The organism is Phytohabitans flavus (genome assembly GCF_011764545.1).
Classification (GTDB): Bacteria; Actinomycetota; Actinomycetes; order Mycobacteriales; family Micromonosporaceae; genus Phytohabitans; species Phytohabitans flavus.
This window is the reverse complement of record NZ_AP022870.1, coordinates 2,121,765-2,138,049: the sequence shown is the minus strand read 5'-3', so window position 1 is coordinate 2,138,049 and position 16,285 is coordinate 2,121,765. Positions and strand designations below refer to the sequence as shown.

The 16,285-nt window shown below is 71.3% G+C and carries 14 protein-coding genes; 3 read left to right on the top strand and 11 right to left on the bottom strand.

Annotated features, from left to right (window positions below; genetic code table 11):
* Positions 1–326: 326 nt before the first annotated feature.
* A complete protein-coding gene (locus Pflav_RS09070; protein ID WP_232071141.1) occupies positions 327–905 on the top strand; it encodes a D-alanyl-D-alanine carboxypeptidase family protein in 579 nt (192 codons plus the stop codon).
* A gap of 8 nt (positions 906–913) precedes the next feature.
* On the opposite strand, the gene Pflav_RS09065 is transcribed toward Pflav_RS09070, so the two are convergent.
* From Pflav_RS09065 to Pflav_RS09055, 3 genes are all read right to left on the bottom strand, one after another.
* Positions 914–2,170, bottom strand: a complete 1,257-nt coding sequence (locus Pflav_RS09065) for a cupin domain-containing protein (protein WP_232071139.1) — start codon at positions 2,168–2,170, stop codon at positions 914–916.
* 20 nt (positions 2,171–2,190) lie between these two features.
* On the bottom strand, positions 2,191–2,517 hold the full coding sequence (locus tag Pflav_RS09060) for a hypothetical protein (RefSeq protein WP_173035324.1): 327 nt from the start codon (positions 2,515–2,517) through the stop codon (positions 2,191–2,193).
* A gap of 283 nt (positions 2,518–2,800) precedes the next feature.
* Positions 2,801–3,814, bottom strand: a complete 1,014-nt coding sequence (locus Pflav_RS09055; protein ID WP_173035322.1) for a LacI family DNA-binding transcriptional regulator — start codon at positions 3,812–3,814, stop codon at positions 2,801–2,803.
* Positions 3,815–4,001: 187 nt separating this feature from the next.
* On the opposite strand from Pflav_RS09055, the gene Pflav_RS09050 reads away from it, so the two are divergent.
* Both Pflav_RS09050 and Pflav_RS09045 read left to right on the top strand, forming a co-directional pair.
* Positions 4,002–5,120: an endo-1,4-beta-xylanase gene (locus Pflav_RS09050; RefSeq protein WP_173035320.1), complete on the top strand. Its 1,119-nt coding sequence runs from the start codon at positions 4,002–4,004 to the stop codon at positions 5,118–5,120.
* A 49-nt stretch (positions 5,121–5,169) separates the two neighbouring features.
* A complete protein-coding gene (locus Pflav_RS09045; RefSeq protein ID WP_232071137.1) occupies positions 5,170–6,690 on the top strand; it encodes a glycoside hydrolase family 43 protein in 1,521 nt (506 codons plus the stop codon).
* Positions 6,691–7,734: 1,044 nt separating this feature from the next.
* Here the strand turns inward: Pflav_RS09045 and Pflav_RS09040 are convergent.
* The 8 genes from Pflav_RS09040 to Pflav_RS09005 all read right to left on the bottom strand — a co-directional run bounded on the left by Pflav_RS09040 (position 7,735) and on the right by Pflav_RS09005 (position 15,981).
* Positions 7,735–8,760 (bottom strand): hypothetical protein, encoded by a 1,026-nt coding sequence (locus Pflav_RS09040; protein WP_173035318.1) that lies wholly within the window; start codon positions 8,758–8,760, stop codon positions 7,735–7,737.
* Between the two features lie 72 nt (positions 8,761–8,832).
* Positions 8,833–9,588 (bottom strand): hypothetical protein, encoded by a 756-nt coding sequence (locus Pflav_RS09035; RefSeq protein WP_173035316.1) that lies wholly within the window; start codon positions 9,586–9,588, stop codon positions 8,833–8,835.
* On the bottom strand, positions 9,585–10,121 hold the full coding sequence (locus Pflav_RS09030; protein WP_232071135.1) for a SigE family RNA polymerase sigma factor: 537 nt from the start codon (positions 10,119–10,121) through the stop codon (positions 9,585–9,587). The genes Pflav_RS09035 and Pflav_RS09030 overlap by 4 nt, the downstream gene beginning before the upstream one ends.
* A 348-nt stretch (positions 10,122–10,469) precedes the next feature.
* Positions 10,470–11,123 (bottom strand): response regulator transcription factor, encoded by a 654-nt coding sequence (locus Pflav_RS09025; protein WP_173035314.1) that lies wholly within the window; start codon positions 11,121–11,123, stop codon positions 10,470–10,472.
* A gap of 61 nt (positions 11,124–11,184) precedes the next feature.
* Positions 11,185–12,675 carry a sensor histidine kinase gene (locus tag Pflav_RS09020; protein WP_232071134.1) on the bottom strand — a complete coding sequence of 497 codons (1,491 nt, stop codon included), beginning with the start codon at positions 12,673–12,675 and terminating at the stop codon, positions 11,185–11,187.
* A gap of 55 nt (positions 12,676–12,730) precedes the next feature.
* Complete coding sequence (locus tag Pflav_RS09015) at positions 12,731–13,567, bottom strand: carbohydrate ABC transporter permease (protein WP_173035311.1); 837 nt, start codon at positions 13,565–13,567, stop codon at positions 12,731–12,733.
* Between the two features lie 61 nt (positions 13,568–13,628).
* Positions 13,629–14,675, bottom strand: a complete 1,047-nt coding sequence (locus Pflav_RS09010) for a carbohydrate ABC transporter permease (protein ID WP_173035309.1) — start codon at positions 14,673–14,675, stop codon at positions 13,629–13,631.
* A gap of 4 nt (positions 14,676–14,679) precedes the next feature.
* Positions 14,680–15,981: an extracellular solute-binding protein gene (locus Pflav_RS09005; RefSeq protein ID WP_173035307.1), complete on the bottom strand. Its 1,302-nt coding sequence runs from the start codon at positions 15,979–15,981 to the stop codon at positions 14,680–14,682.
* Between the last annotated feature and the right edge of the window lie 304 nt (positions 15,982–16,285).

Here is a 16,285-nt window from a genome sequence, read left to right as displayed (position 1 = left end):
CGCCCAGCTTGCGAGACCTCAACTCCGAAGAACCGAGAGACCTTTCGGGGTTGAGGGATTGGGGCTTGTCCCAGCGATCGTGGTATGCAATGGCCCTATCGGGGCGGTTAAGTACCAAGATCTGTCGGACGACTTCCATCTGTAGCGCGGACGAGCCGTCCTTGCGGGTTGTGACGCGGAGGGTGAGGCCGCGGGAGCAGCGGTCCGGACCACCGCGGGCATCGCGGTAGCTCAGGTCTTGGAATAGTTCGTCTAGGTGTAACGCGCGCCAACGATGAGTAGCGGCACTCAAGCGACGGCACCCCGGTTCGCGGGACCTTGCTTGCGTGCCCGTTCTCGCATGTGTCGCAGGCGCCCAGGCGCTGTCCCGCCCGGCTCGGCCCGCCCGCCGGCGCGATCCCGTGTACCAGTTCGTCACCAGAGCGCTCGCCGTCATGCTGGTACCGCTGGCGTTTCTCGCGGCCGGCAGGCGCGCCCGGCACGTGGCCTGCCAGTGGGCCCTCACCGCGCGGTTTCCCCGGGAACGCCTCGCGGGGCTGACGCCGGCGGCGCGGGCGGCGTTCGAGGCGGCCCGGACCGAGGCGCTGTGGCGGGACGGCGAGCTGCTCGGGCTCACGTCCGGGTACCGGGACGCGGGTGAGCAGGCCCGCCTGTTCGCCGAGGCGGTGCACCGGATGGGTTCGCCCAAGGCCGCCCGGCGGTGGGTGCTCCCGGCCCACGAGTCGCGGCACGTCGCCGGGACCGCGCTCGACGTACGGCCCACCGAGGGGGCGCGCTGGCTGGAGCGGCACGGCGCCAGACATCGGCTGTACCGGGTCTACGACAACGAGTGGTGGCACTTCGAGTACCGGCCGGACGGTGCGCCGCGACGCCTGCCGCATCCCGGTGCCGGACACGGCGAGTAGGAGCCGCGCTATGCCGGGGTCAGAATGGCTTCGCGGAGGAGCCGCCGGGCCAGCACAAGGCGGTCCTCGTCGGTCTCCAGGCCGGGTAGGTCGCCCACCCGCGTCACGCCGCCGTCCAGCAGGGCGCGCAGGGCAAGCGCGCAGCCGCTCGGCAGCGTCAGCGTGCGGTCGAAGGTGTGCAGGGCGACGCGGTCGTCGCCCTCGGCGGTGAGCCGCCAGCGCAGTCCCTCGCGGACGGTCACGCGGTCGTCCGGGCCCAGCGCGGCGATCGCATCCGCCTGGGCCAGCGGGCGGATCGGTGCCGGGCGGGCCGCCGGCCACACGCGGGCGCGGAGCTTGTCGGCGACCGGGCCCGGGGCGGCGGCCACCAGCCAGTCGCGCAGGGCCTCGACCGTCTCGGTCAGCTCGGGCTCGATCTGGTTGTGGTCGCCGAGGTCGAGGCCGTACGGCAGTGTCGCCCGCAGCCTCGGGTCCTCCGCCGCGAGCTCCAGCAGCGCCTCCACCAGCGCGTACCTCGTCAGGGCCTTGATCCCCACGGTCAGGTGCAGCGACGCCTCCTCCTGGGCCTGGGCGCTGTGCAGCCAGCCGCGCGGGAGGTAGAGGGCGTCGCCCGGCTCCAGCACCTCGTCGAGCGCGGGTGCGCCCTGCGCGACGGCGGAGACCTCGTCGGCGCGTCCGCCCCACGCTTGGCGTTCCAGGGGGTCCGGCAGGACCGGCTCGTGGACGCGCCAGCGCTTGCGCCCGTGTACCTGGAGCACGAAGACGTCGTGGGTGTCGTAGTGGGTGGCGAAGCCCTGGCTGGCGGCGGGCGTGAGGTAGGCGTTGACCTGTAGCGGCTGCCCCAGCTGGCCGCCCAGCTCACGGGCGAAGTCGACGAGCGGCGGCCAGATCCGGTGCAGGCCCTGGAGGACGAGGGTGGCGCCGTCCGCGTACAGGGCGAGCACCCGCTCGTCCAGCACCTGGTCGCCCACCTCGGCGCCGGCTCCGCCACTGCCGGTGAAGCGGGACGTGGGCAGCACCTGGCCGTCCTTTGCCACGCGCAGGAACGGGGTACGCAGGCCGCGGCGGCTCAGCAGCTCGTCCGCGTCCTCGGGGCTGAGCAGGTCGTGGAAGCCGTACGGGCCGGCCAGCTCGGCGGCGCGGGACAGCAGCGGGGCCCTGCCCCAGTACGCGCCGGCGAACTTCGCGGGCTCGACCGCCACGCAGCGCGCGAGCGCCGGGCGGAAGGTACCGCCCGGCGCGTCGCTCGTCCTCGCCGTGTCCATCAAGAACCTCGCCGAGTCCATCAGGACCTTGTCGCGCTGCCGTCGGCACCGCCGTCGTGACCGGCCGGGTTGGCGCCACCGTCCGCGGGGCCTTCGGCGGCGGCGCTGCCGTCGGCGCCACCGTCCCGGCCCATCGGGTTCGCGCCACCGTCGGCCGGACCCTCGCCGCTGGCGTTACCGTCCGCACCACCGTCCCGGCCCATCGGGTTGGCACCGCCGTCCGCGGGGCCTTCGGCGAGGGCGCTGCCGTCGGCGCCGCCGTCCCGGCCCATCGGGTTCGCGCCACCGTCGGCCGGACCTTCGCCGCGGCCGCCGCTGGTGTTGATGTCGTTCTCGTCGAGTCGCATCGGTGCCCCCTCTGTCGTGTCACCCTCGTGCCGGGCCCCGAAGTACCCGGAGACACGCACTTCTAACGCCAAAAGGGGCACAGCGCGGCAGCTGGGCAGTCTGTCGCGCTGTGCCCGGTCAACGAGGGCTAAGCCCAGGTCGCTTACCACTATCAATGGAAGCGTTCCCAAGTATCGATTGCCCACCAGCGCCCGTCAATGCCTACCGGAAATCTCCCGGAAGTTGCCCGGCACGTATCGGAACAGAGCGGCCGGGCACCGAAAAGCCGGCCCGATCCGGAACTTATCGGGCCTTGGTGCTGTCCCGCACGACGAGGTCGGTCGCCAGCTCGACCCGCGGGGTCTCCACCGCCTCGCCCTGGGCCAGCCGCAGCACGGTACGCGCCGCCAGCAGCCCCATCTCGGCGAGCGGCTGCCGGATCGTGGTCAGCGGCGGCGAGGACCAGCGCGCCTCGGGCAGGTCGTCGAAGCCCACCACGCTCACGTCGTCGGGCACCCGCAGGCCGCGCTGCCGCACCGCCTCGTACGCCCCGAACGCCATCTGGTCGCTGGACGCGAAGATCGCGGTCGGCGGCTTGTCGAGCGCGAGCAGCGCCTTGGTCCCCTCCAGGCCGGACTCGTGGTAGAAGTCGCCGGGCTGGATCAGCTCCTCGTGCATCGGCAAGCCGGCCGCCTCCAGCGCGGCCCGGTAGCCGTCGAGGCGGGCGCGGCTGCACAGCAGCTGCGGGCTGCCGGCGATGAACCCGATCCGCTCGTGGCCGAGCGAGATCAGGTGCTCGGTGGCGCGCAGCCCGCCGGTCCAGTTGGTGGCGCCGATCGTCGGAATGTCGAGGGTCGGCACGCCACCCGGGTCGACGAGCACCATCGGCACGTTGAGCCGGCGCAGCTCGGCGTGCACCGGCGGGGCCAGGTCGCTGGCGACCAGCACCACGCCGTCCGTGGCCCGCGTACGCAGGTTTTGCAGCCACTGCCGGGTGGAGGCGGTGCGCCGGTGGATCGCGGAGACCACGGTGCCCACGCCGGCCCCGTGCGCCACGTCCTCCACGCCGCGGATGATCTCCACGGCCCATGGGCTGTCCAGGTCGTTGAAGACCAGGTCGATCAGGCTCGCGCTGACCCTGGGGCGGGCCGCGCGCCGCCGGTACCCATGCCGGCGCAGCAGCTCCTCGACCCGCTCGCGGGTCTGCGGCGCCACGTCCGAGCGCCCGTTGAGCACGCGCGAGACGGTCGGCACCGATACGCCGGCCTCGCGCGCGATCGCCGTAATGGTGATCCTGCGCCCCTCGTCGACCGTCACGTTCCGCTCCTTCGTCTCAAGGAGGCCAGCGTACGACCGAAACACTTCCGAGCCGAATCCGACCCTCCGGAAGCCTTCCGAAGCCTATCTTGCCGCACTTCCAGGGCTTGACGACCCGCATCGACGCGCATAGCGTTCCGAACAAGTTACGGAAGTGTTCCGGAAGCTTACTCCGAAAGGGATATCTATGAAGGTGACTCGCGTGGTCGCCGGCGCCGCCGTGGCCGCGGCCGTCCTCGTCTCCCTCAACGCGACGGGTGCGCCGGCCGCTCCCGTCGCTTCGGTCGCTCCCGTCGCCGCGGCCGGGCAAGACGCTGCCGTCCAGGGTGGCAACGCCGACACCCTCCGCGCGCTCGCCAAGCGCGCCGGGCTGAAGATCGGTACGGCCGTCGACATGTCGGCCCTCAACAACGACGCCACCTACAAGGACCGGGTGGCGGCGGAGTTCAACAGTGTGACCGCCGAGAACGTCATGAAGTGGTCGGAGATCGAGCCCACCCGGGGCGTGCTGAACTTCGGCCCGGCCGACCAGCTCGTCGCGTTCGCCAAGGCGAACGGGCAGAGCGTGCGCGGGCACACGCTGCTGTGGCACAGCCAGCTCCCCGGCTGGCTCACCGAGGGCGTCGCCTCCGGCGACATCGACTCGGCCGAGCTGCGGCAGCTGCTCAAGCAGCACGTGTTCGACGTCGCCGGCCACTTCCGCGGCAAGATCTACCAGTGGGACGTCGCCAACGAGGTGATCGACGACAATGGCCAGCTCCGCGACACGATCTGGCTCCAGAAGCTCGGCCCCGGCTACATCGCCGACGTCTTCCGCTGGGCCCACCAGGCCGACCCGAAGGCCAAGTTGTACATCAACGACTACAACGTGGAGGGTCTGAACGCGAAGGCCGACGCGTACTACGAGCTCGTCAAGCAGCTGAAGGCGGACCGGGTGCCGATCCACGGCTTCGGCATGCAGGGCCACCTCGGCGTGCAGTTCGGCTTCGACGGCCGCGCCCTTCAGAACGTCCAGCGCTTCGAGGCGCTCGGCCTGGAGACCTCGTTCACCGAGGTCGACGTCCGGATGCTCATGCCGGCGGACAACCCCAAGCTGCACGCCCAGGCGAACGGGTACAGCATCCTGCTGCGCGCCTGCCTGCTGGCCAAGAAGTGCACGTCGTTCACCGTCTGGGGTTTCACCGACAAGTACTCCTGGGTACCGGGCTTCTTCACCGGCCAGGGCGCGGCCAACCTGCTGGACGAGAACTTCGGCCAAAAGCCGGCCTACCAGGCGGTAAAGGAGACCCTGGCCTTGGCCGGGTGAAAGCCGGCAGGCCAGACTAGCGGGAGGCACCCACCCCACGGGGTGCCGCGTGACGCACCGGACGGGAGGATCCGATCGGCACCTTCGCCAACCCCGTGATCCCCGGTATGCACCCCGACCCGAGCATCTGCCGGGTCGGGGGCACTACTACCTCGCCTGCTCCAGCTTCGAGTATTTCCCCGGCGTACCGGTATTCCGCAGCCAGGACCTCGTCCACTGGGAGCAGATCGGCAACGCGCTGGACCGCACGACCCAGCTCGACCTGCCGCCCAGCACACCCTCCTCGGGCGGCGTGTACGCGCCCACGCTCCGCCACCACGACGGGCGCTTCCACCTCGTCACCTCGGTCGTGCCGCACGCCGGCACGATGGTCGTGACGAGCACCGACCCGGCCGGCCCGTGGTCCGACCCGGTCTGGTTGCCGGACGTGGGGATCGACCCGGACCTGGCCTGGGATGCGGACGGCACCGCCTGGTGCACGTACGCGGGCATCCGGCAGGTCCGGGTCGATCTCGCGACCGGCGCCGCGCTGGAGAAACCCCGCAAGATCTGGTCGGGTACGCCGGGCGCGCAGTGGCCCGAGGCGCCGCACCTGTACGAAGTGGACGGCACCTGGTACCTGCTCATCGCCGAGGGCGGCACCGACGCCGGCCACGGCATCTCGGTGGCCCGCGGCCCGGCGCCGGACGGCCCGTTCGAGCCGTGCCCGGACAACCCGATCCTCAGCCACCGCAGCACCGACCATCCGATCCAGAACACCGGGCACGGCGACCTGGTCCGGGCGGCGGACGGCTCGTGGTGGATGGTCTTCCTCGGTACCCGCCCGCGCGGCGGGTCGCCGGGCTGGCACGTGCTCGGCCGCGAGACGTTCGTCGCGCCGGTCACCTGGGTCGACGGCTGGCCGGTCGTCGGCGAGGTGGACACCCGCATGCGGTTCGGGCTCCCGCCGCAACCGGTGCCGGTACCGCCGGCCCGCGACGACTTCGACGGCGTCGACCTGCGCTCGTGCTGGATCTCGGTCCGGGCCCGCCCGGCGCACGCGTGGTCGCTCAAGGACCGCCCCGGCTGGCTCACCCTGCACGCGCAGGACGGTTCGCTGGACGACCCGTCCGTGTCCTTCGTCGGCCGCCGCCAGCAGCACCACTCCTGCCGGGTCCGCGCGCTCGTGGACGCGTCGGAGGGGCACGGCGGCCTGGCGGTACGCCTCGACGACCAGCACCACTACGAGGTCGAGGCGGGCGGCGGCGAGATCGGTGTACGGGCCCGGATCGGCGCGCTGGAGCACTGGCGCTCCGCCCGCCCGGTACCGGACGGCCCGGTCGTGCTGCGGATCGAGACCCAGCCGTCCGGCCCCAGCCCCGACCATCCGAGGCAGGAGCCGGACGTGGTGCGCCTCGGCTACGAGACACCGACCGGCCAGTTCGTGGTGATCGACGAGCTCGACGGCCGGTACCTGTCCACTCAGGTCGCCGGCGGCTTCACCGGCCGGGTCATCGGCATGTACGCGATCTCCGGCACGGTCCGCTTCGACTGGCTGGCCTACGAACCAAACGGCGACGCGAGCCTCTAGCGAGCTTGTGGAGGTTGGGGTGGCTCGGCGTCATGTCGCGGACAAAGATCCAAAACTAAGGAGATTGAGCTACCGCGACGCCCGCCGTGGTCCAGACCCGTCGCTCCCGCGGCCTCACCCTCCGCGGTTGGCCAAGCTCACCCCGGGTCGCGGTCGGTCCGACCGCGACCCTCGCCGCCAGGTCCGCGGTCCAAGCTCAACCGTGACCTAGCTCGGCGGTTGAGCGCAGGTCCATCCAAGACAGACACACGCCCAAAGGGCGCTCGCTTTGCCTTGACCGACGCTACGACGGACGCCGTCTGGCAGATCGTGGTATCGAACTGCCCCTGCAGGGGCAGTTCGATACCACGATCTCTCACGCACACCAGCCCGACCGCGCCGATCACGGAAGCGAGTCTGCGCGGTCGCTGCGGGACCAGCATCACTCAGGACAGCGGGCCCATCCGGCGGCAAGGCCGCCACTGATCTCCGGCGCGGCCACTCGATAGAGCCTTCGGGGTCAGGGTCATTGAGTCTGTCCACAGTTTCCTCTGCGGATCTGGACGCCCTGGCCGCCTGGCTTGAGGCCTAGGGAGTCAGGGCTGGTCGCCCTACCCCAGATTTCAGACATAGCGATCGATGTTGCTGGGCGACGAGGGCGGTCTCGCCCTCGAAGGGCCTTCTTTGTGAGGACTTGTGGTTGCCCTGGCAGCAATAAGTCTTCCCAAACCCCCGACGAGCCGCTCTCGCCGCGAGGGCTCTGGTGATCGTTCGCCCAGAATCCGCGCCGCAGTCGGCGTGTCGTGTAGGTATCGGGCGAACGATCACCAGCGAGAGCGAAGGCGCATGCGCACCCACCTCTTACCCCTCGTCTGACGACAGGTCGCGGGGACCCGGGTGGGGCTTGGACCGCGGACCTGGCAGCGCGGGTCGGGGATCTCGGCGAGCGCCAGCGAGCCGCCGACCTGCGCGGTGCCCGCGGGAGCATACGGTCAGCGACTGACACGGACCGGGGCAAATAGCTTGTCTCAAGAACTTGAATGTGCCCCCGACCCTGAAAGATCTCTAGCCTGCGCCGCCGCAGGCGTGGCAGGCGCCGCGGCGGCGCAGGTGGTAGGCGAGCGCCGCGGCGCCCAGCGCGACCCCCCACAGTGGCCAGAGCAGCATCGGCAGTACCAGCCACGCGTCGCCGCCGAGCAGCTTCGTCATAGCGCCGGAGGGAAACATCCCCAGGCTCGCCGAGGTGACGAAGACGGCCACGACCGTCGCGGGCACGGTGGCGAGCTTGACGGGTACCCGCCGGCCGGCGAGCCCGACCATCCAGCGTGGAAAGACCTCGCCCCACCGCTGTACCAGCCCGAGCGTGAGCACCGCCCCCACGCACCCGAACGCGCCCAGCCCGGCACCGGCCCACACCACCGAGTCGTCGTCGAACACAGTCGGGTCGAGCTCCATCACGCCGAGCAGCACAGCGGCCAGCCAGGCGAAGCGGGTCAGCGCGTACACGACCGGGATCGCCGCCGCCGTGTACGCGGCCCAGCGCCCCCAGCGGGCGGCACTTCGCGCGCTGGCCCACCCGCCTTCCGGGCCGTCGCCGCGTCCACAGGAGACACACGCGCCGGCGGTACGGAACTGCCAGGCGAGCAGCGCCCGGGCCAGCAGCAGCCCGCCGGCCACGCTGATCGCCATGTTCACGACCTGCCAGGTGAAGACGTCGGCGTAGTCCACCGGCGGCCAGCCGAACGGGGCGCCGACGATGAGCATCGGCGCGTACCCGGCGCGGGCCAGCAGCCGCATGTCCGGTACGACGAGGAGCAGCAGCGCCACCACCGACCAGCCGGCGGCGAGGAGCGCGACGCGGGCGGTACCGCGTGGGGATGTCGTGGGCAAGCTCAAGGCCGCAACCGCGGTCCCGAGCAGCACCACGGCGAAGAGTGGCGCCCCCGCGTCCGCGGGCAGCCAGCGCAGCAACGAGGCGCCGCCCGCCGGATCGTTGCTGCCGAACGGGAAGCCGCGGCCGGTGGCGGTCCAGACCAGCGCGAGCGTGCCGTAGAGGGCCGCCCAGGCCGCGACCACATGGGATTTCGTCATGGGTCCACGCTCGCCGCGTCCGCGCCCAAGCACCTCCCACCAGATCGGGAACCTCCTCCCCCGCCCGAGGGATCAGTCGTCGGGCTCCACCGTGAACCACCAGTTGCCGCTGATGTGGACCTGCCGCCTGACGCCGATGCTTGTCTGCGTCCGTTCCTCTTCTGGGGCGTTGGCCGGAGTGTCGGGAATGTAGGAGTAGTACCAGTTCCACCTCCAGGAGCCGTCGCGGAGGTGGAACGATGTGCCAGGGCCCCAGCCACCCTTCTCGATCCGGTACACGTCCACACCAGAGCGCGCGACCGCGCCGGATACCCGGGTGAACGCAGCCTCGCTGTCGGTGTCGAACGGCAGCTCCGGGTCGTCGGGATTCGCGCAACTCGAGACACGGTCCCGGAACCCTCCGTGCGACCAGGTGAGCACGCGGCACCCCGGACGACCCCACGCCGGTCTCTCGTCGATGTACATCGTGAGTGCCATACTCTCGGCTACCGGCAGCACCTGAAGCTCCAAGTCCGCGACATCGTGGAGCATCCGCTGGCGCGGGTACACGGGCGGGTCACCCTGGTTCGGGAGGGAATTGGTGTCGGGCCAGCCAGGGATGACGGAGGTGTCGAAGCCGGGCAGCTCGATCGGGCCTGCCGTGGTGAGTCCGACGAGCACGGCCGCGATCGCGGCCACGCTGCCAAGCGCCCGCCTGCCCCGCCCGCGGCGCAGCGCTCGTCGGGCGGCGGCGAGCGTACGCTCGGCGTCGGGACCGGCATCCGGGTAGCCCGGGGCGCCGGCCCGCAGACGGGCGATCACGTCGTCATCGTGTAGCCGGACGCTCATCGCTGATCCCCTTCCGTGAAGATCTCCCGCAGCCGGGCCATGCCCCGCGCGTGGTGGGACTTGACCGTGCCGACCGAGATCCCCAGTTCGCGGGCTACCTCGGTCTCGGTGAGGTCCAGCAGGTGTCGCAGCACCACGACCCGCCGCTGCGCGAGCGGCAGCCGGGCCAGAGCCTGGACCACGGCGTTGCGGGCGACGACCGCGCCCATGGGGTCCGGCACAGCCTGATCGGGGAGGGCGACCGGATCGACGACGACCTCACGACGTGTGCGCCGCCACCCGTCGACCCGCAGGTTGACCAGCACACGACGGGCGTACACCCGGGGATCGCCGTCACGCGCCACGCGCCAGGAGCGATACGTGCGCTCGTAGGTGGCCTGGACCAGTTCCTCCGCGCGGACCGGGTCACCGCACAGCAGCACAGCCGTACGCAGCAGGTAACGACCGGACGCCCGCACGAACTCGAGGAACCCCTGGTCACGCGTGCTCCCAGGCCTGACGCGGACGGGGGCATCCCCAAGCTCGTCAACCACCATGGGCACCGCGGAAGCGGGGCCCACCGCGGATGGTTCGCTATCCATGCTCACACCAACCACCACGCAGCGGCATCGCCGAACGTTGTCACGGGGTTGAGAAAAGGTCGTTTCCCTTGATCGCTGCGTGCTCCGACCCCGCCGGTCAGGGCGACGGTCGCGGACAGCCGGCGCTGTCGAGTGGGGGCCGCGGCCTTGATCGGCGAGCGCTCCGGTCGTCCGTGGCGAGAAATTGCCCCAGGAGGGGTAACTCTTCGCCACGCACGCATCGGGGATAGGCGATGTTCGCGCCGATCAAGGGGGATCTCTGGTCAACGACGCCGCGCTGCGGCCGGCGGCGACGGCGGGTCAGCCGGCCGGGGTGACGAAGCCGGACTCGTACGCGAGGACGACCGCCTGGGTGCGATCGCGGGCGCCGAGCTTGGCGAGCACGTTGCCGACGTGGGTCTTGACCGTCTCCACGCCGAGTACGAGGTCGGCGGCGATCTCCGCGTTGGAGCGGCCGGCCGCCACGAGCCGCAGCACCTCGGCCTCCCGCTCGGTCAGCGGCGGCCCGGGCAGCCGCGCGGTGTGGCCGCCCCGCCCGCCGTACGCGTCCGCGAGCCGCCGGATCGCCGCCGGGAAGAGCAGCGACTCCCCCCGCGCCACCACCCGGATCGCGTCGACCACCTCGGCTGGCCGGGCTCGCTTGAGCAGGAAGCCGCTGGCGCCGGCGCGGAGCGCGTCGTATACGTATTCATCGTTCTCGAACGTGGTCACGACCAGCACCTTCGGCGGGTCGGCCGAGGTGGCGAGCAGGTGCCGGGTGGCCTGAATACCGTCGATGCCGGGCATGCGCACGTCCATCAGCACGACGTCGGGGCGGAGCTTGGCGACCAGCGGCGGCACCTCCGCCCCGTCGGCCGCCTCGCCGACCACGTCGATGTCCGGCTGCGCGCCGGCGATCGCCCGCAGCCCGACCCGGATCAGCTCGTCGTCGTCGACGATGAGCACCCGCGTCACCGCGCCACCCCCGTCGGCAGGCGCACCGCCACCCGCCACAGCCCGTCCTCCCGCCCGGCCGTCATCTCACCACCGAGCAACGCAACCCGCTCCCGCATGCCCGCCAGCCCGCGCCCCCACCCGCTCCCGCCGCCCCACCTCGCTGCGCAGCGCCACCCTGGCCCGCAACCCCACCCATGCCCGCAGCCCCACCCGGGACCACGACCCCACCCGGGACCACGACCCCACCCGGAACCGCGACCCCACCAGGGACGGTGACCTCGCCCGGGATCGCAGCGCCACCCGGGACCGCGACCCCACCTCGGACCGTGACCTCGCCCGGGACCGCAGCGCCACGCGGGCGGGCGGCGTCGCCGCCCGCGCTGGACGCGGGGGCGCCGACCGGGTTGATCAGCTCCACCGCGAGCGCGCCAGCGGAGACCGCGACCCGCAGCGACACCGGGTGGCCGACCGCGTGCCGGGCCGCGTTGGTCAGCCCTTCCTGCGCGATCCGATACCCCTCCCGGGACACCGCCGCCGGCACCCCGTCCACCGACGCCGGGCGATCCAGGCACACGTCGATGCCGGCTGCCCGCGCGTCCGCGACCAGCCGGTCCAGGTCGGCGAGCGTCGGCTGCGGCGCCCGCGGGGGCTGAGCCCCACCCACCGCGCCAGCGGCCCCGGCGGACGCGCCGCCCACCCCACCGGCAGGGGCAGCGCCCGCCGCGCGGGGGTCGTGTGGCGGAGGGGCGCGGAGCAGGCCGAGCACGTGGTCCAGTTCGGCCATCGCGCCCCGGCCGGTCTCCTCGATCGCGGCGAGGGCCCGCCGCGCGAACTCCGGGTCCGTGTCCAGCACCTCGCGCGCGGCGGCTGCCTGAAGCGTCGTCACCGTCAGTGCGTGCCCCACCGAGTCATGCAGCTCGCGGGCGAGGCGGTTGCGTTCGGCGAGCCCGGCGGCGTGTGCCTCCAGCGCCGCGATCCGCTCGGCCGTCGACGGGCCGAGCAGCACCGGGGCCATCAGCGCGGCGAGAGCGCCCAGTCCGGCGACCGCGTACCCGAGCGCGACCAGCAGCGCCAGCCCCACGACCGTGAGCCACCCGGTGTCGCCCTCGTCGAGCGGGCCGAGCCGCAGCCCTTCGCTGGCATCCGTGGTCAGGCCGAGCCACCCGCCGGCGAAGACCAGCGCCATCGGCAGTGCGAGCAGCAGCCCGCCGGCGACCAGGCCGCCGGTCACGAGGTGGATGGCAAACCAGAGTGCGCCCCGCACCCGCGTCTCCACTGTGGACCGTCCGGGCGGCGGGTCGGGCAGGTCGACGTCGAGCAGCGCCCGCGCGGCGGCGATCTCCAGCGCGCGGGTGCCACGCAGGAAGGCCGGCACAGCGGCGATCGCGGCCGCCGCGACGAGCAGGAGCAGCGCCGCCGAGCGCTCTTCGCGCGGCCCGGCGAGCGTGTCCGCGAACACGACGCCGAGCAGCAGGTACGGCAGGAGGATCACGCCGCCGAGCAGCAGGTGCACCCCGCGGCGGTACGTCGTACCGCTGACCAGCGGAGCGATCGCGGCCGTAACCCTCACGCGAGCCATTGTCCCGCCCGCCGCCCCAGAAGACGGCGGGCAGCACAGGTGGCTCTCAGCCCTTCGTCGCGCCTGAGGCCAGACCGCCGACGAGCTGGCGCTCCGCGATCGCGTAGAAGCCGAGTGCGGGGAGCATCGCCAGCACCACGTACGCGAGGACGCGGGCGGTGTCGTCCGCGTACTGGCCCTGGAACTGCTGCACGCCCACCGGGAGCGTCCACCAGCCCGGGTCGGTGAAGACGACGAGCGGGAGCATGAAGTTGTTCCAGCTCGTGACGATCGCCAGCACGGACACTGTGGCCAGTGCGGGGCGGGCCATCGGCAGCAGGATCTTCCAGTAGAAGCCGAACGGCGTGCAGCCGTCCAGGATCGCGGCCTCCTCGACCTCGCCCGGGATCGTGCGGAAGAACGAGCGCAGGATGATGATCGTCATCGGCAGGCCGAACGCCACCTGCGGCAGGATCACGCCGAGCGGGCTGTTGAGCAGGCTCAGCTCGCGCAGCAGCACGAAGAGCGGCAGGATCGCCACCGTGAACGGGAACATCAGGCCGGCGGCGAAGAGCGTGTAGAGGAACTCGCGGCCGCGGAAGTTGAAGCGGGCGAAGACGTACGCGGCCATCGACGCCACGAGTACCAGCAGCACCACCGTGGCCAGCGCGATGAGCGTGCTGTTGAACAGGGGCCGCCAGAAGGCGCTGGAGCCGAGGATGCTCGTGTAGTTTTCCGGCACCCACGGGTCGGGCAGCTTGAACGGGTTGGTGGCGAGCTGCCCGTTGTCCTTGAAGCCGCCGAGCACCCCGAAGGCGACCGGCACGATGATCACCGCGCCGACGACGATCGCGACCAGGTGCAGCCAGAAGTGCTTCACCCGGGTGTCCCTGCGCGGACTCATAGCGCCTCCCAGATCGCTCGCTCGCGGCCGTCGTGGGCGGGCACCGCCCGCGCACGCTCACTCATCGCTTCTCCCGCATCGTGGTGATCGCGCCCTCGATGTCCCGGCGCATGACGAACCGCTGGTACAGCAGCGCGAACACGAGGCTGATCAGGAACATCGCGACGCTGATGGCGCTGGCGTAGCCGACCTCGGAGCGGCGGAAGCCGTACTGGAACATCGTGACCGCCATGGTCTCCGACGCGTGGATCGGGCCGCCGCCGGTGAGCACCCACACCATGTCGAAGAGCTGGATGGCCCCGATGATCGACAGGAAGATGCTGATCCGGATCGTCGGGCCGAGCAGCGGCAGCGTGACGTGCCGGAACACCTGCCAGCTACCGGCGCCGTCGGTGACCGCCGCCTCGGTCAGCTCCTTCGGGATGCTCTGCCGCCCGGCCAGGTACAGGATCATGTGCAGGCCGAAGTACTTCCAGCTGACTACGAAGAACAGCGCGTACAGCACCGTCGACGGGTTGGCGAGCCACTCCTGCTGCTGACCTTCCAGGCCGATCGCCGACATCAGCTGGTTGACCAGGCCCTGGTTGGGCGAGAAGACCATGGTGAACAGGACTGCGGTGATGACCTCGGAGAGCACGTACGGCGCGAAGAACACCAGGCGGTAGAACGCCCGCCCGCGCATCGGCTGGTTGAGCAGCAGGGCGAGGCCGAGGGCGACCGGCAGCTGCACGAAGACCGACAGCAGGACGAGGATCAGGCCGCGCCGGAGGTCGCCGATGAAGACCTCGTCCTCCAGCAGGCGCCGGAAGTTGTCCAGGCCGACGAAGTCTTCCGGCAGCCCGCCGAACCCGTTCCACTTGAACAGGCTCGTGTACATGGCCAGCACGATCGGGCCGACGACAAGCACGAGGAACAGCGCCATCGCCGGGGCGAGGAACAGCGCGACGGTCAGCTTGTCGAGGCGGCGGCGCCGGCGCAGCGAACCGTCCACCCGCGGCCGGCGCGGCTCAGGGGCGTACCCCGGGCGAGCCGCGCCGTCGCGGGTGCCGGTCCGGTGGGAGGTGGGGGCCGGAAGGTGTCCTTCCGGCCCCTGCGTCGTCGTTTTCATGCACCTACTGGTTCTTCGCGACCTTGGCGATGTCCTGCGCGACCTTCTCCGGGGTGGCCTTCTTGGCCACCAGCTCGGCGACACTGTCGTTGACCTGCGTACCGACCGCGGGCGGGTAAGCCTGGTCGAGGTACAGCTGAAACTTCGGCGCCTTGACGATGGCCGCGTGCACCGACTTGAGGTTGGCGTCCTTGAGCGCGTCCTCGGCGCCCTGGGTCACCGGCAGGATCGAGTCGCTCGACGCGCCCTTGCGCTGGCTGTCCGCCGTGAGCAGGAACTTGATGAACTCGGTCGCCTGCGGCGGGGCGTCCTTGCCGAGCGCGAACCCGTTGCCGCCACCGAACGCGTCCTCGACCGAGCCCTTGCCGCCGTCGACCGACGGGAAGGGGAAGAAGCTCAGCTTGTCGCCGATGCCCTTCTTCGTCGTGGAGTACGCCGCCTCGGTGGTCGGCGCCCACTGTCCCATCAGCTCGATCGCGGCCTGGCCGTTACCCATGATCGCGGACTGGCCGTCGGTCGCCGAGTACTTCGCGCCGAGGAAGCCCTTCTGGAACGGGTCGAGGTCGATGAGCTCCTTGAACCGGGCGCCCGCAGCCACGAAGTCGGGCTGGTCGAACGAACCGTCCGCGGCGGCCGCGGCGAGGCCGTCGACGCCGGCGATGCGGATCGCCAGGTACGCCCAGTAGAAGTGGGCGGTCCAGCTCTCCGAGCCGGCGAGCGCGATCGGCGTGACGCCGGCCGCCTTCAGCTTGCGAATCGCGTCGAGGAACTCGCCCCACGTGGCCGGCGGCGCCGTGATCTTGGCCTTGTCGAAGAGCTCCTTGTTGTACCAGAAGCCGACCATGCCGAGGTCGAACGGTACGCCGTACTGCTTGCCGTCCACCTTGTAGATGTCCAGGCCGTTCTTGTTGATGCTGGCGGCCGCGTCGCCGAGGTCGAGCTCCTTGACCAGGCCGGCCTCCACCTGCTGCTTGAGCACGCCGCCACCCCAGGAGTGGAAGATGTCCGGCGGGGTGCCGGCCTGGGTGACGGTGGTCAGCTTCGCCTTGAAGGCCTCGTTCTCCAGCGGGGTGATCTTGACTTCCACGCCCGGGTTCGCCGTCTGGAAGTCCTTGGCGAGGTTGGCCCAGGTGGTCAGCATCGGGTCAACGTTCGAGATGTGCCACCAGTCGATCGTGGCCGACCCGCCCCCGTCGCCGGAGTCGCCGGACCCGTCGTCGCCACAGCCGCCGAGCAGCGCCGCGCCCGCGCCCAGGCCGGCGAGGCCCAGAACCGATCTGCGCGAGAAATATGTGGGGGTCGTCATGTGCCATCCCTTCGGGTGGGCCGGGGCGTCACGACTCGCCCCGGCCTAGGTGTTCCGTAGGCCAGTCACGGGGTCGACGCCTTGGGTGCCCGGAAGTTTTCGGCGCCGGCCCGATAATTCAAGGTGATGTGGCGCACGCTACGACGACGTGAACTACCGGTCAAGCCCTATCGCTGGGCGGGCACAAGCGTTACCGTAAGGCAACCTAGACCGCTGGACGTCCGAAAGATGTTCCGGAAACATCTCGGAAGAAGTTCCGAGCAGCCCGGAAGCCCGGCATCGGAGGCGCAGGCGGATACCGGAA